The 23,156-nt window shown below is 55.6% G+C and carries 26 protein-coding genes; 18 read left to right on the forward strand and 8 right to left on the reverse strand.

Annotated elements, in window-relative coordinates:
- Window positions 1-3 precede the first annotated feature (3 nt).
- The 8 genes from GOX73_RS20895 (at window position 4) to GOX73_RS04060 (ending at window position 7,072) form a co-directional block, all read left to right on the forward strand.
- On the forward strand, window positions 4-132 hold the full coding sequence (locus GOX73_RS20895; protein WP_255431721.1) for a hypothetical protein: 129 nt from the start codon (window positions 4-6) through the stop codon (window positions 130-132).
- A 127-nt stretch (window positions 133-259) separates the two neighbouring features.
- Entirely contained in the window at window positions 260-2,620 is a 2,361-nt protein-coding gene (gene bamA, locus GOX73_RS04030) for an outer membrane protein assembly factor BamA (protein ID WP_171125124.1), read from the forward strand.
- Window positions 2,621-2,684: 64 nt separating this feature from the next.
- Window positions 2,685-3,212: an OmpH family outer membrane protein gene (locus tag GOX73_RS04035; protein ID WP_254429113.1), complete on the forward strand. Its 528-nt coding sequence runs from the start codon at window positions 2,685-2,687 to the stop codon at window positions 3,210-3,212.
- A gap of 72 nt (window positions 3,213-3,284) precedes the next feature.
- On the forward strand, window positions 3,285-3,758 hold the full coding sequence (gene fabZ / locus GOX73_RS04040) for a 3-hydroxyacyl-ACP dehydratase FabZ (RefSeq protein WP_171121388.1): 474 nt from the start codon (window positions 3,285-3,287) through the stop codon (window positions 3,756-3,758).
- Window positions 3,755-4,540 (forward strand): acyl-ACP--UDP-N-acetylglucosamine O-acyltransferase, encoded by a 786-nt coding sequence (lpxA, locus tag GOX73_RS04045; RefSeq protein WP_171125122.1) that lies wholly within the window; start codon window positions 3,755-3,757, stop codon window positions 4,538-4,540. Before fabZ ends, lpxA begins: the two co-directional genes overlap by 4 nt.
- Before the next feature lie 3 nt (window positions 4,541-4,543).
- On the forward strand, window positions 4,544-5,338 hold the full coding sequence (locus GOX73_RS04050; RefSeq protein ID WP_171134792.1) for an LpxI family protein: 795 nt from the start codon (window positions 4,544-4,546) through the stop codon (window positions 5,336-5,338).
- Window positions 5,338-6,504, forward strand: a complete 1,167-nt coding sequence (gene lpxB, locus GOX73_RS04055) for a lipid-A-disaccharide synthase (protein WP_171125118.1) — start codon at window positions 5,338-5,340, stop codon at window positions 6,502-6,504. The genes GOX73_RS04050 and lpxB overlap by 1 nt, the downstream gene beginning before the upstream one ends.
- Window positions 6,497-7,072, forward strand: coding sequence for a hypothetical protein (locus tag GOX73_RS04060; protein ID WP_171125116.1), 576 nt, complete (start codon window positions 6,497-6,499; stop codon window positions 7,070-7,072). The genes lpxB and GOX73_RS04060 overlap by 8 nt, the downstream gene beginning before the upstream one ends.
- A gap of 10 nt (window positions 7,073-7,082) precedes the next feature.
- Here the strand turns inward: GOX73_RS04060 and mnmA are convergent, their stop codons facing one another.
- On the reverse strand, window positions 7,083-8,228 hold the full coding sequence (gene mnmA / locus GOX73_RS04065; protein WP_171125114.1) for a tRNA 2-thiouridine(34) synthase MnmA: 1,146 nt from the start codon (window positions 8,226-8,228) through the stop codon (window positions 7,083-7,085).
- Window positions 8,229-8,356: 128 nt separating this feature from the next.
- Here mnmA and GOX73_RS04070 point away from each other — a divergent pair, with 128 nt between their 5' ends.
- The 5 genes from GOX73_RS04070 (at window position 8,357) to GOX73_RS20900 (ending at window position 14,019) form a co-directional block, all read left to right on the forward strand.
- Complete coding sequence (locus tag GOX73_RS04070) at window positions 8,357-8,650, forward strand: DUF1153 domain-containing protein (protein ID WP_171125112.1); 294 nt, start codon at window positions 8,357-8,359, stop codon at window positions 8,648-8,650.
- Between the two features lie 81 nt (window positions 8,651-8,731).
- Window positions 8,732-9,448, forward strand: coding sequence for a response regulator transcription factor CtrA (ctrA, locus tag GOX73_RS04075; protein ID WP_171125110.1), 717 nt, complete (start codon window positions 8,732-8,734; stop codon window positions 9,446-9,448).
- Between the two features lie 123 nt (window positions 9,449-9,571).
- Window positions 9,572-11,698, forward strand: a complete 2,127-nt coding sequence (gene ligA / locus GOX73_RS04080) for an NAD-dependent DNA ligase LigA (protein ID WP_171125108.1) — start codon at window positions 9,572-9,574, stop codon at window positions 11,696-11,698.
- Window positions 11,695-13,785 (forward strand): ATP-dependent DNA helicase RecG, encoded by a 2,091-nt coding sequence (gene recG, locus GOX73_RS04085; protein WP_171125106.1) that lies wholly within the window; start codon window positions 11,695-11,697, stop codon window positions 13,783-13,785. Before ligA ends, recG begins: the two co-directional genes overlap by 4 nt.
- Window positions 13,786-13,896: 111 nt before the next feature.
- The gene (locus GOX73_RS20900) at window positions 13,897-14,019 is read left to right on the forward strand and encodes a hypothetical protein (protein WP_256367685.1); all 123 of its coding nucleotides are present in this window, start codon (window positions 13,897-13,899) and stop codon (window positions 14,017-14,019) included.
- Window positions 14,020-14,204: 185 nt separating this feature from the next.
- On the opposite strand, the gene GOX73_RS04090 is transcribed toward GOX73_RS20900, so the two are convergent.
- Window positions 14,205-14,843 carry a MarC family protein gene (locus GOX73_RS04090; protein WP_171121398.1) on the reverse strand — a complete coding sequence of 213 codons (639 nt, stop codon included), beginning with the start codon at window positions 14,841-14,843 and terminating at the stop codon, window positions 14,205-14,207.
- Between the two features lie 59 nt (window positions 14,844-14,902).
- Entirely contained in the window at window positions 14,903-15,355 is a 453-nt protein-coding gene (locus tag GOX73_RS04095; RefSeq protein ID WP_171134793.1) for an iron-sulfur cluster assembly scaffold protein, read from the reverse strand.
- Window positions 15,356-15,403: 48 nt separating this feature from the next.
- On the opposite strand from GOX73_RS04095, the gene hisI reads away from it, so the two are divergent.
- Window positions 15,404-15,793 (forward strand): phosphoribosyl-AMP cyclohydrolase, encoded by a 390-nt coding sequence (gene hisI, locus GOX73_RS04100; RefSeq protein ID WP_171134794.1) that lies wholly within the window; start codon window positions 15,404-15,406, stop codon window positions 15,791-15,793.
- On the opposite strand, the gene gluQRS is transcribed toward hisI, so the two are convergent.
- The 4 genes from gluQRS to GOX73_RS04120 form a co-directional block, all read right to left on the reverse strand.
- Complete coding sequence (gene gluQRS / locus GOX73_RS04105) at window positions 15,773-16,663, reverse strand: tRNA glutamyl-Q(34) synthetase GluQRS (RefSeq protein WP_171125104.1); 891 nt, start codon at window positions 16,661-16,663, stop codon at window positions 15,773-15,775. The two genes, hisI and gluQRS, sit on opposite strands and share 21 nt — an antisense overlap.
- On the reverse strand, window positions 16,660-17,274 hold the full coding sequence (locus tag GOX73_RS04110) for a class I SAM-dependent methyltransferase (protein ID WP_171125102.1): 615 nt from the start codon (window positions 17,272-17,274) through the stop codon (window positions 16,660-16,662). The genes gluQRS and GOX73_RS04110 overlap by 4 nt, the downstream gene beginning before the upstream one ends.
- A gap of 37 nt (window positions 17,275-17,311) precedes the next feature.
- Window positions 17,312-18,652 (reverse strand): methylenetetrahydrofolate--tRNA-(uracil(54)-C(5))-methyltransferase (FADH(2)-oxidizing) TrmFO, encoded by a 1,341-nt coding sequence (trmFO, locus tag GOX73_RS04115; protein ID WP_171125100.1) that lies wholly within the window; start codon window positions 18,650-18,652, stop codon window positions 17,312-17,314.
- Window positions 18,653-18,908: 256 nt separating this feature from the next.
- Complete coding sequence (locus GOX73_RS04120; RefSeq protein WP_171125098.1) at window positions 18,909-19,694, reverse strand: enoyl-CoA hydratase; 786 nt, start codon at window positions 19,692-19,694, stop codon at window positions 18,909-18,911.
- 58 nt (window positions 19,695-19,752) lie between these two features.
- On the opposite strand from GOX73_RS04120, the gene GOX73_RS04125 reads away from it, so the two are divergent.
- On the forward strand, window positions 19,753-20,196 hold the full coding sequence (locus GOX73_RS04125) for a PaaI family thioesterase (protein WP_171125096.1): 444 nt from the start codon (window positions 19,753-19,755) through the stop codon (window positions 20,194-20,196).
- Between the two features lie 56 nt (window positions 20,197-20,252).
- On the opposite strand, the gene GOX73_RS04130 is transcribed toward GOX73_RS04125, so the two are convergent.
- Window positions 20,253-20,480, reverse strand: a complete 228-nt coding sequence (locus tag GOX73_RS04130; protein WP_171121406.1) for a DUF1127 domain-containing protein — start codon at window positions 20,478-20,480, stop codon at window positions 20,253-20,255.
- 98 nt (window positions 20,481-20,578) lie between these two features.
- On the opposite strand from GOX73_RS04130, the gene GOX73_RS04135 reads away from it, so the two are divergent.
- The 3 genes from GOX73_RS04135 to rpsI all read left to right on the forward strand — a co-directional run bounded on the left by GOX73_RS04135 (window position 20,579) and on the right by rpsI (window position 23,096).
- Window positions 20,579-21,982, forward strand: a complete 1,404-nt coding sequence (locus GOX73_RS04135) for a PLP-dependent aminotransferase family protein (protein WP_171125094.1) — start codon at window positions 20,579-20,581, stop codon at window positions 21,980-21,982.
- A 163-nt stretch (window positions 21,983-22,145) separates the two neighbouring features.
- On the forward strand, window positions 22,146-22,604 hold the full coding sequence (gene rplM, locus GOX73_RS04140) for a 50S ribosomal protein L13 (protein ID WP_039536983.1): 459 nt from the start codon (window positions 22,146-22,148) through the stop codon (window positions 22,602-22,604).
- Between the two features lie 6 nt (window positions 22,605-22,610).
- Window positions 22,611-23,096, forward strand: coding sequence for a 30S ribosomal protein S9 (gene rpsI, locus GOX73_RS04145; RefSeq protein ID WP_170388395.1), 486 nt, complete (start codon window positions 22,611-22,613; stop codon window positions 23,094-23,096).
- Window positions 23,097-23,156 lie beyond the last annotated feature (60 nt).

Genomic DNA, 23,156 nt, shown 5'->3' on the forward strand with positions numbered 1-23,156 from the left:
GCCATGACACGGGCCCTGCAAAAGTCGTATAAAAGCTTCAGCTTCCTATTCCTGTTGAACTGGGACTCGATCCTGTTCTTCGGCGCGACCGCTTTGGCGATGTTTGGATGCGCTTATTTGATCACAATGTGATTCTCGCATTCCACTGAAAAACAACAGTTGGCGACCTTCTGGGTCGCTTTACTTTTTGGGCTTTTGACAAGATTTCTGAATACCGCTACTCAAACTTAAAGTCCTGAAAATTTGGGTAGAGAAAAATATGACTGATAGGCGAGGCGCAGGCACATCCTGCGGGGGGCAGAAGCTAATAAACAATATTTTGTGGCGAACGCTATCCGTTTTTTCCCTTATTGTTTTAGTGAGTTTAGTGTCGGCACCGCAGGTCGCACAGGCGCAGAGTTACACCATCAATTCCTTCGACGTTGACGGGAACCGTAGGATCGAAACATCCACAATTATTGCCCGTACTGGCATCCAGCCCGGTCAGACCGTGACCGCCGGAGAATTGAACGACGCGTTTCAGCGTTTGCTTGACAGTGGTGTTTTTGAGACAGTCGAACTGACCCCGCGCGGCAATACTCTGCTGATCGAGGTTCAGGAATACCCGACGATCAACCAGATCAGCATCGAAGGAAACCGCCGCGTAAAGGATGACGTTCTGATCGAGGCGATCTCATCGCAGCCACGCCGCGTGTTCACGCCACAAGTCGCCGAAGCCGACGCGGATCTGATCGCCGAGATTTATTCGGCACAGGGCAGGGTGTCGGCCACCGTTATTCCGCGCATCATACGCCGCAGCGACAACCGCGTTGATCTTGTCTTTGAAATTGCTGAAGGCACGACAATCGAGGTTGAGCGCGTCAGCTTTGTCGGCAACCGCGCGTTTTCCGACCGCCGCTTGCGTCGGGTGCTTGAGACCAAGCAAGCCAATTTCCTGCGGACTTTCCTGCGGGGCGACACGTTTGTCGCGGACCGGATCGAATTCGACAAACAGGTCATCCGCGATTTCTATCTGTCTCGCGGCTATGTCGACTTTCGCGTCAACAGCGCGAATGTGGAATTCACCCGCGAACGTGATGCGTTCTTCCTAGTGATGAATATCACCGAAGGGCAAAAGTTCTCGTTCGGTAAAATCTCGACTGTCAGCGAAATTCCCGGCGTCGATGCGGCTCCGTATCAGCAGGCGTTGAAAATCAAGCCCGGTGTGACTTATTCACCGTCGTTGGTTGAGAACTCGATCGCTCGTCAGGAGCGTTTGGGTATCAAGCAGGGCGTTGATTTCCTGCGCGTCGAACCGCGTGTCACACGTAACCCACGCGACCTGACGTTGGATGTTCAGTTCGTCCTGACCAAAGGACCGCGTATCTTTGTTGAACGCATCGACATTGAAGGCAACACCACAACGCTGGACCGTGTCATTCGCCGTCAGTTCGACACCGTTGAAGGCGATCCGTTCAATCCGCGCGAAATCCGGCAGGCAGCCGAACGTATCCGTGCACTGGGCTTCTTTGCGGTGGCAGACGTTGAACCGCGCGAAGGCTCGACGGCCAGCCAGGTCATTGTTGACGTGGACGTGGAAGAGCAGCCGACCGGCTCGCTGAGCCTTGGTGGTAGCTACTCGGTTTCAGACGGTTTCGGGATTGCGATCGGCCTGAATGAATCGAACTTCCTTGGCCGAGGTCAGAACCTGGGTGTGACCCTGTCGACCGCGCAGGATGCCGAGCAATATACGCTGAACTTCACCGAACCCTACCTGTTGGGACGTAGGTTGCGTTTTGATCTTGGTCTGGGCCTTGCGTCCACGAACTCGAGCTTTGCAAGCTACGACACAGAACGGGTTTTCTTCAACCCACAGCTTAGCTACTCGATTGGTGAACTTTCCGCCTTGCGCGTGCGCTATGGCTGGGACCGCAGCGAGATGACGCAACAGGATGACGAAGTAAACGGCGCTGTGATTTCGTCAGAGATTGATCAGGGTAAGCGTACAACCAGTTCCTTGGGCGTTTCCTATGTGTACGACAGCCGGATTGGCGGTCTGAACCCGAATGCTGGTGTGTTGTTCGAAGTTGGTCTTGATGCCGCCGGACTGGGCGGAGACAACGAGTACTACAAATCAACCGCCAGAGCGATCGCTCAAACCCGTGTGCTCAGCGAAGAAGTCGTCTTGCGTGCCACGCTTGAAGCGGGTGCACTGCATTGGAGAGGCGACGACTTTAGCCGGACGATCGACCGGTTTGTGCTTGGTCCGAACACGTTCCGCGGCTTTGAACCCGCGGGTCTTGGTCCGCGCGATCTGTCCAACGGTCAGGACGACGCGATTGGCGGCAACTACTACTGGGTTGCTAGATTTGAATCGGACTTCCCGCTGGGCCTGCCCGAGGAACTGGGACTACGCGGTGGCGTGTTTTATGACGTGGGTAACCTGTATAACATCGACGATGTGAATACGGCCGGTGCTGATATCGTTGGTGCAAATGGCTCAATTCGCCACGTCATAGGGGTGTCGGTGCTTTGGGAAACACCGTTTGGACCTTTGCGGTTCAACTTCTCGAAGGCGTTGAAGAAAGAAGACTTCGACCAGGAGCAGAATTTCGACCTGACCATTCAGGCACAATTCTGACCAGAGGATGATGAACACATTATCTCTTAAACTGCAGGGCCCCCTTCGGGCCCTGTGTGTTTTTTTGACCATTTTCTTTGCCGGTTTTGCTCAGGCTCAGCAACTGGGGGTTCCGCAAACGGCGGTTCTGACGATTTCCAGTGAGCGTCTGTTCGCAGATTCCGAATTTGGCCAACGTGTCCTGCGTGAGATCGAGGCTGAGGGCACATTGCTGGCCGAAGAGAATGAACGGATCGTTGCTGAGCTTAGTCGTGAAGAAAAAGACTTAACAGAGCAACGGGCTGAGCTTCCGCCGGAAGAGTTTCGACCGCTGGCTGAAGCATTCGATGAAAAGGTGCAATCCCATCGGGACGGGCAGCGGGCAAAGCTGGACGCACTTGCGCGGCGAAGTGAAGAAGCCCAGCAGATGTTTTTTGAGTTGATTCAGCCCGTGCTGATAGACCTGCTTCGTGAATCCGGAGCAACTGTCATTATAGAACGTTCAAGTGTTTTTTTAAGCTCGGACCGCACAGATGTGACCGAATCTGCGATTGCCCGGATTAACGTGGTAATCGGGGACGGAAGCACAATAGAAAACCAGGCGAACGAATAGGTTTGCTTGCCCTTGGGTCGCGGTGTTGCTAACCACGCCGGAAAGAGAAATCCAGAACGGGACACCTTCATCATGAGTACGGAAACCAAGAGCGCAGACATTCAGCTGATCCAGCGGATATTGCCGCACCGCTATCCGTTTCTGCTGGTGGACAAGGTCATCAACATCTCGGGCTATCAGTCTGCGGTTGGCATCAAGAACGTCACCATGAATGAACCGCATTTTCAGGGGCATTTTCCTGGTACTCCGATCATGCCGGGCGTCACCATCGTCGAGGCGATGGCGCAGACCGCCGGTGTGATGTTGGGCGTGGGCATGGATGTGATTGACAGCGAACTGCTGATCTATTTCATGAATATCGACAAATGCAAATTCCGCCGCAAAGTCGTACCGGGCGACGTGCTTGAGATGCATGTGGAAACTGTGCGTGGTAAAAAAGGCGGTAAGATTTTCAAGTTCAGCGGCCGCGCGACTGTTGAAGGCGAGGTAGCCGCCGAAGCTGAATTCTCTGCTTATGTTGATTGGGACATGGAAAAAACGACATGAGCGGCATTCACCTCAGCGCAATCATCGAAGACGGTGCGCAGATCGGTGAAGACTGCATCATCGGGCCGTTCTGCTATGTCGGGCCTCAGGTCAAACTGGGCGACCGGGTCGAGCTAAAGTCGCATGTGGTCGTAACCGGCGATACCTCGGTCGGGGATGAAACGGTCATCTTCAATTTCTCGGTGATCGGTGAGATTCCGCAGGACCTGAAATTCGGCGGCGAAAATACCCGACTTGAGATCGGTAAGCGCAATCGAATCCGCGAGCATGTGACAGTAAATACGGGCACGGATGGCGGTGGCGGCGTGACCCGGATCGGGGATGATTGTCTGTTGATGGCAGGCGTTCACGTGGCGCACGACGTTCAGATCGGCAACCGGGTGATCATGGTGAACCACGCCGGTGCGGCTGGGCACTGCATCATCGAAGATGACGTGATCGTGGGTGGTATTTCTGGTCTGCATCAGTGGGTGCGTGTCGGACGCGGCGCGATCATCGGTGCGCTGACGATGGTGCCGAACGACGTCATTCCCTATGGGCTGGTTCAGGCACCGCGCGGCGAGTTGGACGGGCTGAATCTGGTTGGTCTGAAACGCAAAGGTGTTTCTCGCGAGGATATCTCGGCCCTGCGCGCGGCCTTCCGTGAGCTATCGACGGGAGATGGCACATTTATGGAACGTGCGCAGCGTGTCGGCGCAGAAAACGAAAGCGAATACGTGCAACGGATCGTCGATTTTGTCACCGGACAGACAGACCGTTCTTTCCTGACCCCGAGGAAGTAACCCATGCTGGCGCTGATTGCGGGAACGGGCGCATTGCCGGATGAGGTGGTTGGCCACCTCGAAACCAAACCGATCATTTGCGCGATGGAAGGGTTCACTCCAGATAAGCTTACCGCCGATATCGTCTTTCCGCTGGAGCATCTGGGCAGTTTCATTGCCGATCTGAAAGGGCGTGGTGTCACCGAAATCTGTATGGCGGGCGCTGTAAAGCGGCCTCAGATAAACCCCTCGCGCATTGATGCCGCCACGTTGCCTCTTGTGCCCGTGATTCAGCAGGCGCTGATGTCCGGGGATGATAGTGCGCTGCGCGCTGTGATCGGCATTCTTGAAGAATCCGGTCTGACAGTACGCGCAGCACATGAAATCGCTCCGGCCTTGTTGCCGCAACTTGGTTGTTTGACTAACACGCAGCCGTCGGATGGCGATCTGGCCGATGCAGACAGGGCGGCTGGTATTCTGCGCGCAATGGGAACGGCCGACATCGGTCAGGCCTGTGCGGTCTCAAAAGGGCAAGCGCTTGCTATTGAAAGCATCTTTGGAACTGACTGGATGCTGCAATCGCTGACCCAACGCCCTGATGCGGACGGAGGAGTTTTGTTCAAAGCCCCTAAACCCGATCAGGACCGTCGTGCCGATCTTCCAACAATCGGCCCCGGCACAGTCTCGGGCGCCGTGGCTGCGGGTCTGACCGGAATCGTTATCGAAAAGGGCGGTGTCATTGTGTTGGATCAGGCGCGTGTCATTGAAGAATGCGACCGCCTCGGCCTGTTCCTATATGTCCGCGAGCGGGCCAACTGATGCGAGTTTTTCTGGTTGCCGGCGAACCTTCGGGCGACCGTCTTGGCGGATCGTTGATGGAAGGGTTGCGCAGCCTTGTTCCGGATGTTGAGTTCGACGGTGTTGGCGGCCCCTTGATGCAGGCGCAGGGTCTAAAAAGCCGCTTTCCAATGTCGGAACTCTCGGTAATGGGTTTGGTCGAGGTTCTGCCAAAGTTCTTTCACCTCAAACGTCGCATTGCCGAAACTGCTCAGGCGGTTTTGGATATGAAGCCGGATGTTCTGATTACAATCGACAGCCCGGATTTTTCCTTGCGTGTCGCCAAGATTGTCAAAGCTCAAAGCAATATCAGAACCGTACACTATGTCGCCCCAAGCGTATGGGCGTGGCGACCGGGGCGTGCGGATAAAATGGCCAAAGTCATTGATCACGTTCTGGCGCTGCTGCCCTTTGAACCCCCCTACATGGAACGGGCGGGGATGGAGTGTGATTTTGTCGGCCACCCTGTCGCCAATGAGCCGGTCGCCTCGGATCAGGAAATCACCAATTTTCGTACGGCCCATGAATTGGGTGATGCTCCGCTTTTGCTTGCTCTACCGGGTTCACGCCGGGGTGAGGTTGATCGCTTGGCTCCGGTATTTGGGCAGGCGCTTACGCTTTTTCTTTGTGATCACCCGGACATGCGGGTGGTTGTTCCGACGGTTTCGCATATGGTCGATGCGGTCCGTGAACATCTCAAAGACTGGCCGGGCAATCCGGTGGTTGTGGACCCGCGCGACCTGCCAACAGATCAAGCCGTAGCCGAAAAACGGGCCGCGTTTGCATCGGCGGATCTGGCGCTTGCAGCCTCGGGCACTGTTTCACTGGAATTGGCCGCACAAAATACGCCGATGGTCATCGCCTACAAGCTAAGCTGGCTGACCCAAAAAATAGCTGAGCGGATGGTAAAGCTGAAAACCGTGACGCTTGTGAATCTAGTCTCTGATACCCATGCGGTTCCGGAACGTCTGCTGGATGACTGCACTCCGGAACTCATATCTGAGGCGTTGGCTGAAGTTTATTCCAACCCCAAGGCGCAGCAGACAGCGATGGACGTGACAATGAATCGTTTGGGACGCGGCGGCGAGGCTCCGGGCCTTCGTGCGGCACGAGCGGTGTTGGACAGGCTGCCCGCGCGCCATGGTTGAACATATTCTATTTGCCATTTCTGCCGGGATTGTGACGATTTCGACCAACTTGGACAACCTTGTCATGTTGTTTGGTCTGGTAATGGTGATGAAGACGGCACGCGCCGTTATCGGTTTTGCGGTTGCGCAAGTTCTGATCCTGTCCTTGTCGCTCGCTATTGCCAGCGGGTTGGATCAAACGAGCTTTCTGCACTGGGTCGGGTATCTTGGGATTGTTCCTCTTGCGCTTGGCCTGCGCGGTATTTGGCACCAGATGTCCGGGAAAGATGATCACAAGATACCTGAGCGTGGCGCGGTCACATCGGTCGTTGTCCTGTTTCTGAGCCTGTCAATCGACACACTTGCGGCGATGACGCCTTTGTTGGCGGATTCAACACCTGCGTTCCGGGTAACCGCACTGATCGGTGCGGCCTTCGCGCTTACCGGGTTGGTTGCCTTGGCGAGCTGGGGTGCCCCTCGTGCGCAAAACCTTGGTCCACGCATCGCACGACTGGACAGAATAGCCCCCTACATCATGATTTCCGTCGGTCTTTATATCCTGATCAACAGCCCAACCGACGCCATGTGATTTTAGCGGATCAGTAGCCGCGCCAAATCCAGCCGCCGCCAAAGATTCGGCTGCCTTCAGACGCGTAGAAGACACAGGCCTGACCCGGAGAAATGCCTTCCTCGGGCGTCAGCAGCTCGACTTCGGCGGTGGTGTCTGACAGGGGGCGAACGATCGCCTCGCGCGGTGGGCGAGTGGACCGGACCTTGACCTTCAGATGCCATTCCTCGCGCGACGTGAACGGCTCATCCCCAAGCCAGTTGATTTCGCGCACGGGTACTGTACGGGTTGCCAGCATTTCCTTGGGGCCGACAACCACCTGCTTCTTGTCCACGTCCAGCTTGACGACATAAAGCGGTTCGCTCAGGCCGCCAATGCCAAGCCCGCGCCGTTGGCCAATCGTATAGTGGATTACGCCGTTATGCTGTGCCAGCACACGACCGTCGGCATGGACGATCTCGCCGGGTTCAGCCGCACCGGGGCGCAGTTTTTCGATCACGCTGGCATAGTTGCCATCGGGCACGAAACAGATGTCCTGACTATCGGGTTTGTCGGCCACGGCCAGCCCGTATTGCGCCGCCATCTCGCGCGTCGCGTCTTTCGAGGGCAGGTGGCCCAGCGGAAACCGCAGGAAATCCAACTGTTCAGGCGTCGTCGAGAACAGGAAATAGGACTGATCGCGGTTCGCATCCTCGGCGCTGTGCAATTCCGGGCCGTTCGGGCCCATCTTGCGCTGAATATAGTGACCGGTGGCCATGCAGTCAGCCTCAAGGTCCTTGGCGGTTTCCAGCAGGTCCTTGAACTTTACCCGCTCATTGCAGCGGATGCAGGGCACCGGGGTGGCGCCCGCCAGATAGCTGTCGGCAAACTCGTCGATCACCGCGTCCTTAAAGATATTCTCATAGTCCAGAACGTAGTGCGGAAAGCCGCGTTCTTCCGCTACGCGCCGCGCATCGTGAATGTCGATCCCTGCACAGCACGCGCCTTTCTTGGCCAGCGCCGCACCATGGTCATACAACTGCAGCGTCACACCCACGACGTCATAGCCCTGATCGGCCAGATGTGCCGCCACAACAGAACTGTCCACACCGCCGGACATGGCCACAACCACCCGCGTTTTCGACGGGGGTTTAGCAATGCCAAGCGAGTTCAGCGGTGTCTCGGTATCGAGGGCCATGACGATTCCAGTGCGGATTAAGAAAGACCGGCAGAATATAGGAAAATTCTACACACTCTCAAGGGGTGGTTTCACCCAGCGTTAAGTACGCTGGCTTCAGCTTTGTCGCAGCAGAAAAGGTTATGAAGATGTATTTGCACAAAGTTGAAGGACCACGATCCGTAACCCTGCCGGATGGAACGGTTTTGTCGCGCGCAGACCTTCCTCCTGCGGACACGACACGATGGGTGGCGTCGCGAAAAATCGTTGTTGTTCGCGGCGTACTTTACGGCCTGATCACGCTGTCTGTCGCAAAGTCACGGTATGGGTTGAGCGATGAGGAGTTCAATTCCTGGGTCTCGGCCGTTGCGGAGCATGGAAAAGACGCCCTGAAAGTGACGGATTTAAAAAAATATCGACAACCTAAAGATGAAAGTGAATAAGTGATTCAACGGTAACGTCAGGTTAACCATTTTTGAGCAGGCTTAACCTAATTGGTACGTTGAACCGAATTGGAGCAGTAAATGCGTATACTTCTTGTCGAGGATGATCCCACTACGTCGAAAAGCATCGAATTGATGTTGACCCACGCCAACCTCAATGTCTATGCGACCGACCTCGGCGAGGAGGGTATCGATCTAGCAAAACTTTATGATTACGACCTGATCCTGCTGGACCTGAACCTGCCTGATATGAATGGGCACGAAGTATTACGCCAGTTACGCATCGCGCGGGTTGAAACGCCGATCCTGATCCTATCCGGCGCTGACGACACCGAAAGCAAAATCAAAGGTTTCGGCTTTGGTGCTGACGACTACATGACCAAACCTTTCCACCGTGAAGAACTGGTTGCACGTATTCACGCAATCATACGCCGATCAAAGGGCCATTCCCAATCCGTGATCCACACGGGCCGCGACGCGGTGAACCTGGATGCCAAAACGGTTGAAGTCGAAGGCAAAGCCGTGCACTTGACCGGCAAGGAATACCAGATGCTAGAACTGTTGAGTTTGCGCAAAGGCACGACGTTGACCAAGGAGATGTTCCTGAATCACCTCTATGGCGGCATGGACGAACCCGAACTCAAGATCATCGACGTCTTTATCTGCAAGCTCCGCAAGAAACTCAGCAACGCGACGGGCGGCGAAAACTATATCGAGACAGTTTGGGGCAGGGGATACGTCCTGCGAGACCCACAAAGTAACAGAATGGTCGACGGGCGGGTGGCGGTCGGTGCGTAACCCGGATTTTGAAATCTGGCCGTTGGTTCAGAGCGGTACCTTCAGTCTGTGAACGGCACGTCTGGACGTGAGAATAACCTCGCCCTATCACTGAGTTCCAAGATTACGTGACAGGGCGAGGGCATGAGCGATTCAACACCAGTATCCGAGCTGACAGAAGCACAGGCCCGATCCGAGCTTGCGCGGCTGGCCCCGCTGATTTTACAGGCCAACACACTGTACCACTCGGAAGACGCACCCGAGATTTCGGACGCCGAGTACGACAGCCTCAAACAGCGAAACGCTGAGATTGAACGCCGCTTTCCGCACCTGAAAAGAACGGACAGCCCATCCGACCAGGTAGGTGCCCGACCTTCTGACGGGTTTTCTAAGGTCTCCCACGCCGTCCGAATGATGTCTCTTGGAAATGCGTTCAGCGAAGAAGATGTCGTCGATTTTGACCGCTCAGTTCGCAAATATTTGGGTTTGTCGGATACGCAGCCGCTGTCCTTTACGGCGGAGCCAAAAATAGATGGTCTGTCTCTATCGCTCCGATACGAAAAGGGAATTTTGGTTCAGGCAGCGACCCGAGGGGATGGAGAGGTCGGCGAAAACGTGACAGCAAATGCGCGTACGATTTCCGATGTTCCCCAGAGCGTATCAGATGCTCCCGATATTCTTGAGGTCCGGGGCGAAGTTTACATGTCTCACAAGGATTTTGAGGACCTGAATGCACGTCAGGAGGCTTTGGGTGACAAACTTTTTGCCAACCCACGCAACGCGGCTGCCGGATCTCTCAGGCAACTGGATTCGGCAATCACGCGATCGAGACCGCTCAGGTTTTTTGCCTATGCTTGGGGCGAATTATCCGAACCTTTAGCCGACACGCAAATGGGCGCAATTGAACGATTGGCCGGTTTTGGGTTTTCGACCAATCCACTGACCGCCGTTTGTGACACCAAGGACCAAATCCTGAACCACTACCGAAGTATCGAAGCGCAGCGCGCAACGCTTGGGTATGATATTGATGGCGTCGTTTACAAAGTAAATGACCTGTCTTTGCAATCTCGGCTTGGATTCAGGTCAACGACACCCAGATGGGCAATTGCTCATAAGTTCCCAGCAGAACTCGCATGGACCCGGCTTGAGGCGATCGACATTCAGGTTGGCCGAACAGGGGCGCTTAGCCCGGTCGCGCGCCTGCATCCGGTGACAGTCGGCGGTGTTGTCGTATCTAATGCGACGCTCCACAACGAGGACTACATCGCCGGGCGCGACGCCAAGGGTGGGATTATTCGGGAGGGTAAGGATTTTCGCATCGGCGACTGGGTTCAGGTTTACCGGGCAGGTGATGTAATTCCCAAACTTGCGGATGTCGACATTTCGAAACGCCCGGCTGACGCAGAACCTTATGTGTTCCCAACGACTTGCCCAGAATGCCAAAGCGACGCGGTGCGCGAGGAGGGCGACGCCGTAAGGCGCTGTACAGGAGGCATAATCTGCCCGGCCCAAGCCGTTGAGAAGCTGAAGCACTTTGTCTCGCGTAAGGCATTCGACATCGAAGGTCTGGGTGCCAAACAAATTGAGATGTTTTATGACGACCCGGACCTTCCGGTCAGAACCCCGGTTGATATCTTCACCCTGCAAACCCGCGACGCCGCTAACTTAAACAAGCTGGCGAACCGCAAGGGCTGGGGCGCGCAAAGCGCTGGTAACCTGTGGGCTGCGATTGATGAAAAGCGGGACATACCGTTCGGACGTCTTTTGTTTGCGCTGGGCATCCGCCACATGGGCGAAGCCGCGTCAAACCTGATCGCCAACCATTATGGGTCCTGGGACGAGTTCGAAGAAGCCATCACCGCCGCCGCGGATTTTGTCGGTCCTGAGTGGGAAGATTTGCTGGCCATTGACGGGATCGGAGAGATCATGGCCCGCGCATTAGTTTCAGCATTTGCCCAAAATGCCGAGCGGTCCAGCATCGACGCTCTGGTGGCGCAGTTGGACGTACAGAAAGCGACTAGACCCGACACCTCTGGTAGTCCTGTGGCTGGCAAAACGGTTGTCTTCACCGGCACACTGGAAAAAATGACCCGCGCCGAAGCCAAGGCACGGGCCGAATCCCTGGGTGCGAAAGTATCCGGCTCGGTCAGTAAGAAAACCGATTTGCTCGTGGCTGGACCGGGCGCTGGATCAAAGGCAAAAAAGGCGGCGGAATTGGGCATCCAAACGCTGGACGAAGACGGCTGGCTGACCTTGATCGGCGCGTCATGAGCGGAAGGCCCGAAGTCCTGTTCCCACTGTTTGCCGGGCTAGAAACACTGGAAGGAGTGGGTCCCAAGACCGCGCAAACCATGGTGCAGGCCGGGGTTGAAACACCCCGAGATGTGCTTTTCGGTTTGCCTTATGCAGTGATAGATCGACGTAAAAGGGATACGATCCAGGGCGCTGATCTCCCGACAACCTTGACGGTTGAGGTGACGGTGGGACCGCATAGACCGCCGCGCAATAAGGGTGGTGCCTATCGTGTTCACGTCGAGGATTCGCAGGCAGATTTCCAATTGGTTTTCTTCCATGCACGCGGAGATTACTTGAAAAAGGTTCTGCCCGAAGGATCGCGACGGGTGATATCGGGCAAACTAGAGCTGTTCGACGGCATGGCCCAGATGGTTCACCCCGATCATATGCTTCCGTTGGAAAACGCCTGCGACATACCGGAGTTTGAACCGGTCTATCACCTGACTCAGGGGATAACGCAAAAGACGGCTTACAAAGCAGCTCGTAGCGCATTGTCCCATGCGCCTGAACTGGCTGAATGGATTGATCCGGCGCAAGTCACCAAACAAGAGTGGCCTGACTGGGCAACTGCAGTCAAAGCAGCCCACAACCCACAAGGCGCGGATGATATCGCAAGCCATGCCCCTGCAAGACAACGCTTGGCTTATGATGAGTTGTTCGCTCATCAGATGACCCTCGCTTTGGCCCGGCAACGGGAGCGAAAGGCGAGGGGCGTTGTCAGTGTTGGAACAGGCGCGCTTCAATCCAAGGTTCTGGCGAGCCTTCCGTACAAGCCAACCGGCGCGCAGATGCGGGCAATTGATCAGATCGCGGCGGATTTGGCCTCGGACGCGCGGATGAATCGTCTGTTGCAGGGGGATGTCGGTGCCGGCAAGACGCTGGTGGCATTCATGGCGCTGCTGGTCGCGGTCGAGGCCGGAGGGCAGGGCGTGATGATGGCTCCGACCGAGATACTTGCCCGTCAACATCTTGAAGGGCTGCGCCCCCTTGCCGAAGAGGCCGGAATTGTTCTGGAGATACTGACAGGACGCGATAAAGGGGGCGAACGGCGCAACAAATTGGATGCATTAAAAAAGGGTGACATTCAAATTCTGGTCGGAACCCATGCGGTCTTCCAAAATGACGTAGAATTTTGCGACTTGCGACTGGCGATCGTGGATGAACAGCACCGATTTGGTGTTCGGCAAAGGATGGAACTGTCCGAAAAAGGGCGTGGTGCCGATGTATTGGTGATGACGGCAACGCCAATCCCGCGCAGTCTGGCTTTGGCCCAATATGGCGATATGGACGTGTCTGTTCTGGATGAAAAGCCTCCGGGCCGCAAACCCATCAAGACGGCTGTTGTCAGCACAGACCGTATGGAAGAAGTGATCACCCACCTGCGACGGGCGATAGACGAGGGGCGGCAATGCTATTGGGTGTGCCCGCTGGTTGACGAGTCCGAAGTATCGGACCTCACAGCCGCTGAAGAGCGTTTCAAGCGGTTGCGAGCAATTCTCGGGGATAACGTGGTGGGTTTGGTGCATGGCCAAATGCCACCGGCAGACAAAGACGCCGCCATGAAAGCGTTTCAGGAAGGTCAGACCAAGGTTCTGGTCGCAACCACTGTTATCGAAGTCGGCGTAAACGTTCCCAACGCCACCATCATGGTCATTGAGCGCGCCGAGATCTTCGGTTTGGCGCAATTACACCAACTGCGAGGCCGTGTCGGTCGTGGAGAAGCGGATTCGACCTGCTTGTTGATGTACCAACCCCCGCTGAGTGAGGGCGGGCGCAAACGTCTGGAAGTACTGCGCGAAACCGAGGATGGATTTCGGATATCCGAAACAGACCTGCAGATGCGCGGCGCCGGAGACCTTATTGGGACGGCCCAATCCGGGTTACCCAAATTTCGGATCGCTGATCTTGAGCGGCAAGCCGGTCTGATGGCCATCGCGCAAACGGATGCCAGAGCTTTCCTAGCGAAAGACCCAAAACTAAGCTCGGACAGGGGGCAAGCGGTGCGTGTTCTTCTGTGGCTGATGAAGCAGGATCAGGCGATCCGTTTGATTTCAGTTGGTTAGAGAAAAATTTACCATTAGTTCACAAATGTTCTCAAAAAGTTCTTTACCGACTCAATGAAATGTGAGAACAAAAGGTCAACAAAGGATTAAAGCTCTGACCGGAGGTGACCCATGTTGACCCAGATAAAGACCGCCATCACCCGCTCGCAATCTACGCTTTTGCAGGATGCAGCCGGTGCCGTTTCTTTGGTGGTTATTCTGATGGTTGCCCTCCACCTGCCCGGAGCGTTCTAACCTTTTCTGCCTGCGATCTCGTGCCGACCAAACCCGCGCTGTCATCCCCATATCAGTCAAGGGTGACCTGCCTGTCCCAATTCCCTTGAAGGGGCCTTGCCTCGGCCCCGTGCGGACCTCCGGACCCACACGAGAAACGCACATCCTGCCGCCGCCCTTTCCGCCCGGAAGGTGCGGCGGTTTTTTTACAATTGCCCGGTTTTCATAATTTCCAGCATCGCCGACAGAACAGAGTTCACGGCGACAGAGGCCAATATCATCCCCATGACACGGCTTATGATCGCGGCACCAGAATGACCAATCAGCCGAATGATAGGCTCGGCCAGCAGCATAAGCACAAATGCAATGGCCACGACCGAAATCATGACAAGTGCCGTAATTCCCTGGTCAGCAACGCTGTATCTGTTGTTGTCCGTCAGAATTACGATGGCCAACATAGCACCGGGCGAGGCCAAAGATGGAACCGCCAGCGGAAAAATGGCCGGGTTGTGCTGGTGCATCTGGTCTTTGATATCTTCCTCGGCGGCGCGTTGTTCAGTGTCCTGCTTGCTTTCGCCAAAAATCATGGTCAGCGCGAACAGGAACAGAATAATGCCGCCTGCAACCTGAAATGAGTTCAGCCCGATATCCAGCGCCTCGATCAGCAATTGCCCGAAGACTAGAAAGAACAGAAGAATTCCAGCGCTGATAATTGATGCAACCAACGCCATCTTGCGCCTTGCTGCAGCCTCCAGCCCGGCGGTAACGGCAATGAAAACGGGGATCGTGCCGATGGGATCAATCACAACCCAAAGCGTAACGAAATGTTCCAGCAAGTTGTTCAAATCACAAACTCCCCCTGATTTCGCAGGAGGTTAGACTGAATTGCCGGAAAAAACTATGGTTACGCGCAGTTTGCCTGTTCAGCCTGTTCCATCGCTTCGGCCGTTGCGTCCAAAGCAAGTAGAATCGAAGCATGGCGGTTCTTGTATTCGCGGGCAGGCATCAAAACCTCCAACCCGTCAAACGGGGCGTCAGGGGCAGGGCCATCCTTTTTGAGCATATCGGCCAGTTGATCGCGCGCCGTTTCTATCTGCGCTCTGGTTGCGCCGATGACAGCGCCCCCAACAACGGCGGCCGATGCCTGACCCAAGGCACAGGCTTTCACATCCTGCCCAAATTCCGCAACACGCCCATCCTGAACCTTGACATCAACGGTCACGGTCGATCCGCAAAGAGGCGAGCGTTTCTTCACCGTCGCGTCCGGATTCTCAAGCCGGTCCAAATGGGGAATTTCCGAAGCCAGCGCCAGAATTCGGCCAGAGTATAACTTAATCAGGTCATTATCGCCGGACATGGCTTTCCCTCGTTGATTGTTCCTCATACATAGTGAGCATCCACCCGGATGCAAAAGGTTTTTATGATGCAAGCAACCGCCACATTCGACCCGACCACTTTGAAATATAACGATGCGGGTCTTATTCCTGCCATTGCTCAGGACGAAACTTCGGGCGAAGTTCTGATGATGGCGTGGATGAATGCGGAAGCCGTTGAAAAAACGCTGGAAACGGGCCGCGTCACCTATTGGTCGCGTTCACGTCAGTCCTTTTGGATCAAAGGAGAAAGCTCTGGCCACACGCAGGAGTTGGTGGATTTCCGTGTGGATTGTGACCGCGATTGCTTGCTTGTTCTCGTTCATCAGACCGGCCCGGCCTGCCACACAAATCGGCGGAGCTGTTTTTATACTGCCGTTCGGGAAGGTGACGAGATCGAACTAATGTCGCCTATGACATAAACCCACCATCGCCCTTATATCCGCCGGGCTTTGGCCCTCGGCGCGGTACTTTGCGATCGCTCGCGCATCGTCACGTTTTGCTAGTCGTTTGCCGGTGTCATCACGGATCAATTTGTGATGATGGTAAACCGGAGAGGTCAAGCCAAGCAGAGACTGCAACAGAATGTGGATCCGTGTTGCCTCAAACAGATCCTGCCCGCGCACCACGTGGCTAACGCCCTGTTCCGCGTCATCCAATACAACGGACAGGTGGTATGAAGTGCCCATATCCCGCCGGGACAAAACGACGTCACCGATCGTTTCGATCATTTCTTGCCCGCTGAAAGTAATCCACCCGGTTTCACCTTCAGGCCCCGCTCCATCTTCTTGAAACCCTGCTGATTTTCCAAACTTATCAACTGTGCGATCCACCGCCGCAACCATGTCCAATCTCAGCGGTACTGTTCGTGGCATCGGTCCGGTTCTATCCGATTTTTTCCGGCATGTACCCGGGTAGATTATGCCATCAGGCCCAAGCAAAGGGGCACCTTCCTGCGGTGCCCCAACTGCTGCAGCAATATCGCGGCGATTGCACGTACAAGGATAAAGCAAACCATTATTCCAGAGCGTTTCAAGGGCGTGCTCATACACATCCAGCCGCAAAGATTGTCTCATAACCGGCGTGGGCCAAGTAATTCCAAGCCAGTGTAAATCGTCGAAAATCCGGGTTTCCCATTGCGGACGCGAACGTGCGCGGTCGATGTCTTCTATCCTGAGAAGAAATGAACCCTCATGCGACGTGGCCATATCGCAGGCCAAAAGCGCCGAATACGCATGTCCAAGATGCAGGGGGCCCGTCGGAGAGGGCGCAAACCTAGTTACGAATGTCACGACTTTTCAACAATATAGACATCTGATTTGAGGTCCATGCCCGGTAGATGAGGGCCATGCTCACGAAACAGCAGGCGCGTCGCCCCCATGTCCAGCCAATCGTTCAGCCGACAGGTATAGGTGTGATCTGCAAGTGTGTGATCATTGAATGAAAATGCCAGAAGACCCCCTTTGGGCAAAGCATTCATCAACAGATCAAATGTCTCGGGCGGGGCGGCGCCGACGCTGATGACACCAATGGCGGCAATCGCCTTGTACGCACCTTGCTGCAAAGGGTTTGGATCGGACAGATCGAACGTCGACAACCGTCTGTAAACCCCCTTGGCCTCGGCGCCTTCTAACATCTTTGGTGAAGGGTCTACGCCGTCGATGACCCTGAATCCAACCGAGTGCAGCGCCTCGCCGGACAAACCAGTGCCACAGCCATAGTCCAGAACAGGCGTCTGAGCTTCGGGCATATGCGACCAAAGCGCCTCGGCAACGCGACCGGGAGTGACATAGCCATGGGCAGCCACTTCGGAATCGTATGACGACGCCCATTTCTGATAGTGCGCACGCGTGGCTTCGGGTGTGTCCAGCCCATACGCATCTTTTAGGTAATCGTCGTTCATGCCCGTATGTTAGGCCGCTGACACGGGCTGCGTCCAGTCAGCAATGTGACAGCCACTTGGACCACTCGACCTTGGCACGGTCTGTGTAGGCCTTGTAACGGTCTTTCCGCCCTCGGCGGCCCCCTTTGAGGCCATCAACAGGACGAAACAGGCCGAAATTTACGTTCATGGGCTGAAACGTCTTTGCTTCGGCCCCGCCTGTAATGTGGTGAATCAAGGCACCCATGGCGCTGTCCTGCGGGACCGTCGGCATATCCTGCCCAAGGATTTCCGCGGCGGCCAGACGCCCCGCCAGCAATCCCATGGCCGCGCTTTCCACATAACCCTCAACACCAGTGATTTGCCCGGCAAATCGAATGTTGGGCTTGGACTTCAACCGCATTTGCGAATCCAAAAGCGTGGGCGAATTGATGAAAGTGTTCCGGTGGATACCGCCCAGACGCGCGAAGCTTGCATTTTCCAGACCAGGGATCATCCGGAACACCTCAGTCTGAGCGCCGTATTTCATCTTGGTCTGAAAGCCTACGATGTTGAACAACGTACCAAGCGCGTTGTCACGCCTAAGCTGAACAACCGCATGGGGTTTCACATCAGGCTGATGCGGGTTGGTAAGGCCGACTGGTTTCATAGGGCCATGTCGGAGAGTCTCGCGCCCGCGTTCAGACATAACCTCAATCGGCAGGCAGCCGTCGAAATAGCCAGCAGTTTCGCCTTCGTGAAACTCGGTCTTTTCGGCGGCCAACAGCGCATCAATGAACGCCTCATACTGTTCCCGATCCATTGGACAATTCAAATAGGCGGTCCGCTCTTCCTCGGTCTCGCCTTTGTCGTATCGCGATTGCATCCACGCTTTGCTCATGTCGATGCTGTCTGCATAGACGATTGGTGCAATCGCGTCGAAAAACGCCAACGAGTCCGCTCCGGTTTCCGCGCGGATCGAATCTCCGAGGGCTGTCGAAGTCAAAGGCCCCGTCGCAAAGATCCATTTGCCATCATCGGGCAGGGCGGTCACTTCCTCTTCCGAGATCTGCACACGGTCATGCGACTTGAGCTTTGCGGTCACGGCCTCGGCAAACGGGTCGCGATCCACGGCAAGCGCACCACCGGCTGGCAAGCGGTGTGCATCAGCCGTGGTCATGATCAAACCGTTTGCCGCGCGCATTTCCCAATGCAGCAGCCCAACCGCATTCTGCTCGTCATCGTCCGATCGGAACGAGTTCGAGCACACCATCTCGGCCAGGTTACCGGTTTGATGCGCAAAGGTGCCAACTTTGGGCCGCATTTCGTGGATGACCACGTCAACGCCCATTTCCGCTGCTTGCCAAGCTGCTTCGGACCCGGCCATGCCGCCGCCCACGATATGCAATGTCTGTGTCATGTGCTGCCACATAGGGCAGAGCGCACGCCAACGCAAACGAGTGTTGATCAGGGGAAAGAAAAAGGGGAGGTTTTTTGGGATCGCCGCTGCGGGAATGTCAACGCCAGTGAGAGAAACCAGCTCGGAGGGACCTTCCGCCCACGGCGACCCAAAAGTTTAAGCAAGGCCTTAGCCTTGTCTCAGCATTGCCACAGTGTCGCCCTTTTGAAAAGTCCAAAAATACGAACAGTGGCGAAAAAGGTTTAATATCGTCGCCTTATTGATCCCAATTTGGTGGTCTTTTTTCGATAAATGCAGATATGCCTTCTTCGGTATCCCGGTGAAGCATATTTTGTGCCATTACCTCACCCGTATAGGCATAGGCTTGTTCGATCGGCATATCCAACTGCTGATAGAAGGCCTGCTTCCCGATTTTCACCGCTGATCCAAGCTTGGTCGCCAGTTGATCTGCCAGGGCCTGTGTCTCGTGTTCCAGCAACATTTCAGGTGCCACGCGATTGACCAGGCCCAGTTCAGACGCCCGTTCCGCCGAGATGAAGTCGCCTGTTGTCAGCATTTCGAAAGCACGCTTGCGCGGGATATTGCGGCTGAGGGCCACCATCGGCGTTGAACAAAACAAGCCGATATTCACACCGTTGACACCAAACCGCGTCCCTTCGGCAGCAACCGCAAGATCGCAACTGGCAACCAATTGGCAACCCGCAGCCGTCGCAATCCCATGCACCTGTGCAATGACAGGCTGGGGCAGGGATTGGATCGACAGCATCATTCGGGTGCATTGGGCGAACAAATCCAGAAAATAGGCCTTTCCGCCATCTTCAGCCTGACGACCAGCGGTCATCTGCTTTAGATCGTGGCCAGCGCAAAACCCTTTCCCGGCCCCGGAAAGGATAACGACGCGAATTGAACTGTCCTCTCGAAGCGCATCAAATTCCGCCTGCAGGGCGGCCAGCATCTCCTCGCTGAGGGCATTCAGGCGATCCGGCGCGTTCATCTTCAGCCTGGCAACGGCACCTGTGTCGCTACGTTCCAGAATTCCCATCTTGCCCTCCGATCTGATGTGAGGCCAACTCTAGGTCGGCAATTCGAGGAGGGGAAGTATGTCGTTGGTTTTGAACCGCGAAGAGCTGTCGGATTACATGGCGCAGGTGTTTCCGCAGGTACAGGATGACTTTGTCGTTGAAGACGTGACAAAAGATACGATCGTCATGCGACTCGTCGTCGAGGACAGGCACCTGAGGCCGGGCGGAACCGTATCGGGGCCCTCGATGTTCGGCTTGGCGGATGTCTGCGTTTACGCGCTCATCCTTGCGCGAAAGGGGCGATTGTCCCTTGCGGTTACAACAGGATGCTCGATGGATTTCATGCGCAAACCAGATGGAGACAAGGACATGATTGCCCGTTGCAGGTTGCTAAAGCTTGGAAGGACTTTGGCGGTCGGGGATGTGCTTATGTATTCGGTAGGTTCGGACAAGCCGGTTGCCCGGGCCACAATGACGTATTCACTTCCGCCGGAAGGGTCTTCTGCCGAATCTTTTGGATAAAAAATGGCCGGGCGAGCCCGGCCAAGGAAGAGGTCCCTTATGGGACTGGGGAAAACCTATCCGTGCCAGAACGGACGATTGATCTCGCGGTCTGCCTGATGGCGGGTCAGCCCGACATCACGCAGCATCCGATCATCCAGTTTTGACAAATTGACCCTGCTGCGGCGTTGACGTTCCCACTTGGTGACAGTCGCCGCAAACCGCACGGCCAGCGCAGCGATCAAAGGCAGCCGAGGGCTGTCGTTCAGCAGCAAAAGGGCGGGGGTGTGCATTGCGCGTGTCATAGTGGGTATCCTTTCAATTGTATTGACACAAACGTAATATGTTCGGTATGTGTGATTGATACATTTCCAATTGTGTCGAAATCAAAGGAAGAATTGTAATGGATACAATTTGGCCGGAGTCACTGCCAAAATCCAAAGGCCCCAAGTATACATTGGTGGCCGACACAATTCGAAAAGCCATTGATAACAAGTTACTGGACGTCGGAGCCAAGCTTCCACCGGTCCGTGAGTTGGCGTATCGGTTACAAATCACGCCCGGGACCGTTGCACGAGCATACACGATTCTGACTGATGAGGGATTGTTACAAGCCGAAGTTGGGCGTGGTACATTCGTGGCCCCTCCGAAGTCACCGATTCTGGACGATGTCTGGGCGCGGCAGTTGCATCTGCGGGACGACAAATACAATGCCAATGTCAGTTTGTTCAGCCCGCGATTGGCAGATGTGGGGCAGGTGACCCTTATCCGGGAATGCCTTAACAAGGTTTCGCAGGCAGATCCGGGGCTGTTCCTGAACTATCCGACCCGCGACGCCTATCAATCCGTACGACAAACTGTGGTCGAATGGTTGTCAGACCTGCCGTTGGGGGCGCTGTCACATGAAGACATTGTACTGACACATGGCGGCCAGAACGGGCTTTGCCTTGTGTTTCAAACCATCTTGCGTGGACCTAAACCTGTCGTTCTGGTCGAAGACCTTTCCTATGCAGGGTTTCGCCGCGCCGGAGAGTTGATGCGCGCCGAAGTTGTCGGCGTGAAAATGGACAAGTGGGGGATTGATCCACAAGCCATGGAACAAGTTTTGCGCCAAACCGCCGCGCAAGCCGTCTGTGTTTCGCCCGAGGTGCAGAATCCAACTGGCGCCCACGCTCCGCTGGAGCGGCGCAAGGAAATCGTGGAAGTCGCCCGCCGCTTTGATCTGCAAATCATCGAAGACGACTGCTATCGCATGGGCGATGCCCGCGAACCCAGCTACCGCGCACTAGCACCGGAACGCGGGTGGCATGTGTCGTCAATCTCAAAAACGCTGACACCGGCATTGCGGGTTGGCTTTGCGATCGCGCCGCGGGAACGAAGTGTCGATCTGCGTCGATCTGCGGAATACGGGTATTTTGGCCTTGCACAGCCTCTGGCGGAATTGACTCGGTTACTGTTGTCAGACCCAAGAACCCGACGGATCGCAAAGGATGTGCGCCTGAAAATGGGCGAATACGTGCGCGTGACTGTCAACGCTCTTGGCGGTTTCGACCTGAGCTGGGCGCCGGATGTGCCATTTGTGTGGCTTAATTTGCCCTCAGGTTGGCGCGCCGCCGCCTTCAGCCGCGCTGCCGAGCGGGAAGGTATACAGCTGAGGTCAGCCGACGAGTTCGCATTGCGTGACGGTCGCGCCCCAAACGCGGTGCGCATTGCAATGAACGGCCATGTCTCTCTGGAACGGTTTGAAGAGGCAATGCAGCGGCTGAGATCCCTGTTGGACAATCCACCCGAGCAAATCAGCGTCTAATCATGGGGTAAAATAATACCTATTTTTCAAATCATTGTTATTAAACAATTTTATTAGACTTAACGTTGTTGACGTGCACCACGCGCCCCTCTAGATACGCTCCATCGAATTCGGGCCGCTCTGTCTTGGGGCGGTCTTTCACATCAAACAGGACTATCCTGCCATGAAAACCTTTTCTGCAACACCTGCAGACATCGACAAGAAATGGATCCTGATCGACGCAGAAGGCGTTGTTCTGGGTCGTCTTGCCTCGATCGTCGCCATGCGCCTGCGTGGCAAGCACAAAGCGTCGTTCACACCCAACATGGACATGGGCGACAACGTCATCGTGATCAACGCTGACAAAATCCAGATGACCGGCAAGAAGCGCGAAGAGAACTTCTACTGGCACACGGGTCACCCGGGCGGCATTAAATCCCGCACCAAGCAGCAGATCCTCGAGGGTGCACACCCCGAGCGCGTCGTGACCCAAGCGGTCAAGCGCATGCTGCCGGGCAACCGTCTGGCGCGTCAGCAGATGACCAACCTGCGCGTTTATGCCGGTGCCGAGCACCCTCATGAGGCGCAAGCGCCCGAAGTTCTGGACGTTAAGTCCATGAACAAGAAAAACACCCGGAGCTAATGACCGATGGCTGATCAGATCAATACTCTCGAAGAGCTGAGCGCCGTCGCAGGCGTTGAAACCGTGGCCGAAGAAGTCATCGCACGTGAGCCCGTGCGTGACGAGCTGGGCCGCTCCTACGCCACCGGCAAGCGTAAAGACGCTGTTGCCCGCGTTTGGATCAAGCCGGGTTCCGGCAAGGTCACTGTCAACGGCAAAGACCAGGACAAGTACTTCGCTCGTCCCGTTCTGCAGCTGATCTTGCGCCAGCCTTTCCAGGTTGCCGGTGTAGAAGGTGAGTTCGACGTTGTTGCAACCGTCAAAGGCGGTGGCCTGACCGGTCAAGCCGGCGCGGTCAAGCACGGCATCTCGAAAGCACTGCAACTCTATGATCCGTCGCTGCGTGGCGCACTGAAAGCCGCTGGCTTCCTGACCCGCGACAGCCGCGTTGTGGAACGTAAGAAATACGGTAAGCGCAAAGCGCGTCGTTCGTTCCAGTTCTCGAAGCGTTAATCGCTGCGGATATCGAATTGGAAAGGGCTCGCGTCTGCGAGCCCTTTTTCTTTGGAACGG

Source organism: Ruegeria sp. HKCCD7221, assembly GCF_013031225.1.
Lineage (GTDB): Bacteria > Pseudomonadota > Alphaproteobacteria > Rhodobacterales > Rhodobacteraceae > Ruegeria.

Coding starts and splice junctions, on each gene's coding strand:
- GOX73_RS20895 (WP_255431721.1), top strand. CDS start 4: ATGACACGGGCCCTGCAAAAGTCGTATAAAAGCTTCAGCTTCCTATTC.
- bamA (WP_171125124.1), top strand. CDS start 260: ATGACTGATAGGCGAGGCGCAGGCACATCCTGCGGGGGGCAGAAGCTA.
- fabZ (WP_171121388.1), top strand. CDS start 3,285: ATGAGTACGGAAACCAAGAGCGCAGACATTCAGCTGATCCAGCGGATA.
- lpxA (WP_171125122.1), top strand. CDS start 3,755: ATGAGCGGCATTCACCTCAGCGCAATCATCGAAGACGGTGCGCAGATC.
- GOX73_RS04050 (WP_171134792.1), top strand. CDS start 4,544: ATGCTGGCGCTGATTGCGGGAACGGGCGCATTGCCGGATGAGGTGGTT.
- lpxB (WP_171125118.1), top strand. CDS start 5,338: ATGCGAGTTTTTCTGGTTGCCGGCGAACCTTCGGGCGACCGTCTTGGC.
- GOX73_RS04060 (WP_171125116.1), top strand. CDS start 6,497: ATGGTTGAACATATTCTATTTGCCATTTCTGCCGGGATTGTGACGATT.
- mnmA (WP_171125114.1), bottom strand. CDS start 8,228: ATGGCCCTCGATACCGAGACACCGCTGAACTCGCTTGGCATTGCTAAA.
- GOX73_RS04070 (WP_171125112.1), top strand. CDS start 8,357: ATGTATTTGCACAAAGTTGAAGGACCACGATCCGTAACCCTGCCGGAT.
- ctrA (WP_171125110.1), top strand. CDS start 8,732: ATGCGTATACTTCTTGTCGAGGATGATCCCACTACGTCGAAAAGCATC.
- ligA (WP_171125108.1), top strand. CDS start 9,572: ATGAGCGATTCAACACCAGTATCCGAGCTGACAGAAGCACAGGCCCGA.
- recG (WP_171125106.1), top strand. CDS start 11,695: ATGAGCGGAAGGCCCGAAGTCCTGTTCCCACTGTTTGCCGGGCTAGAA.
- GOX73_RS20900 (WP_256367685.1), top strand. CDS start 13,897: ATGTTGACCCAGATAAAGACCGCCATCACCCGCTCGCAATCTACGCTT.
- GOX73_RS04095 (WP_171134793.1), bottom strand. CDS start 15,355: ATGTCCGGCGATAATGACCTGATTAAGTTATACTCTGGCCGAATTCTG.
- hisI (WP_171134794.1), top strand. CDS start 15,404: ATGCAAAAGGTTTTTATGATGCAAGCAACCGCCACATTCGACCCGACC.
- GOX73_RS04110 (WP_171125102.1), bottom strand. CDS start 17,274: ATGAACGACGATTACCTAAAAGATGCGTATGGGCTGGACACACCCGAA.
- trmFO (WP_171125100.1), bottom strand. CDS start 18,652: ATGACACAGACATTGCATATCGTGGGCGGCGGCATGGCCGGGTCCGAA.
- GOX73_RS04120 (WP_171125098.1), bottom strand. CDS start 19,694: ATGGGAATTCTGGAACGTAGCGACACAGGTGCCGTTGCCAGGCTGAAG.
- GOX73_RS04125 (WP_171125096.1), top strand. CDS start 19,753: ATGTCGTTGGTTTTGAACCGCGAAGAGCTGTCGGATTACATGGCGCAG.
- GOX73_RS04130 (WP_171121406.1), bottom strand. CDS start 20,480: ATGACACGCGCAATGCACACCCCCGCCCTTTTGCTGCTGAACGACAGC.
- GOX73_RS04135 (WP_171125094.1), top strand. CDS start 20,579: ATGGATACAATTTGGCCGGAGTCACTGCCAAAATCCAAAGGCCCCAAG.
- rplM (WP_039536983.1), top strand. CDS start 22,146: ATGAAAACCTTTTCTGCAACACCTGCAGACATCGACAAGAAATGGATC.
- rpsI (WP_170388395.1), top strand. CDS start 22,611: ATGGCTGATCAGATCAATACTCTCGAAGAGCTGAGCGCCGTCGCAGGC.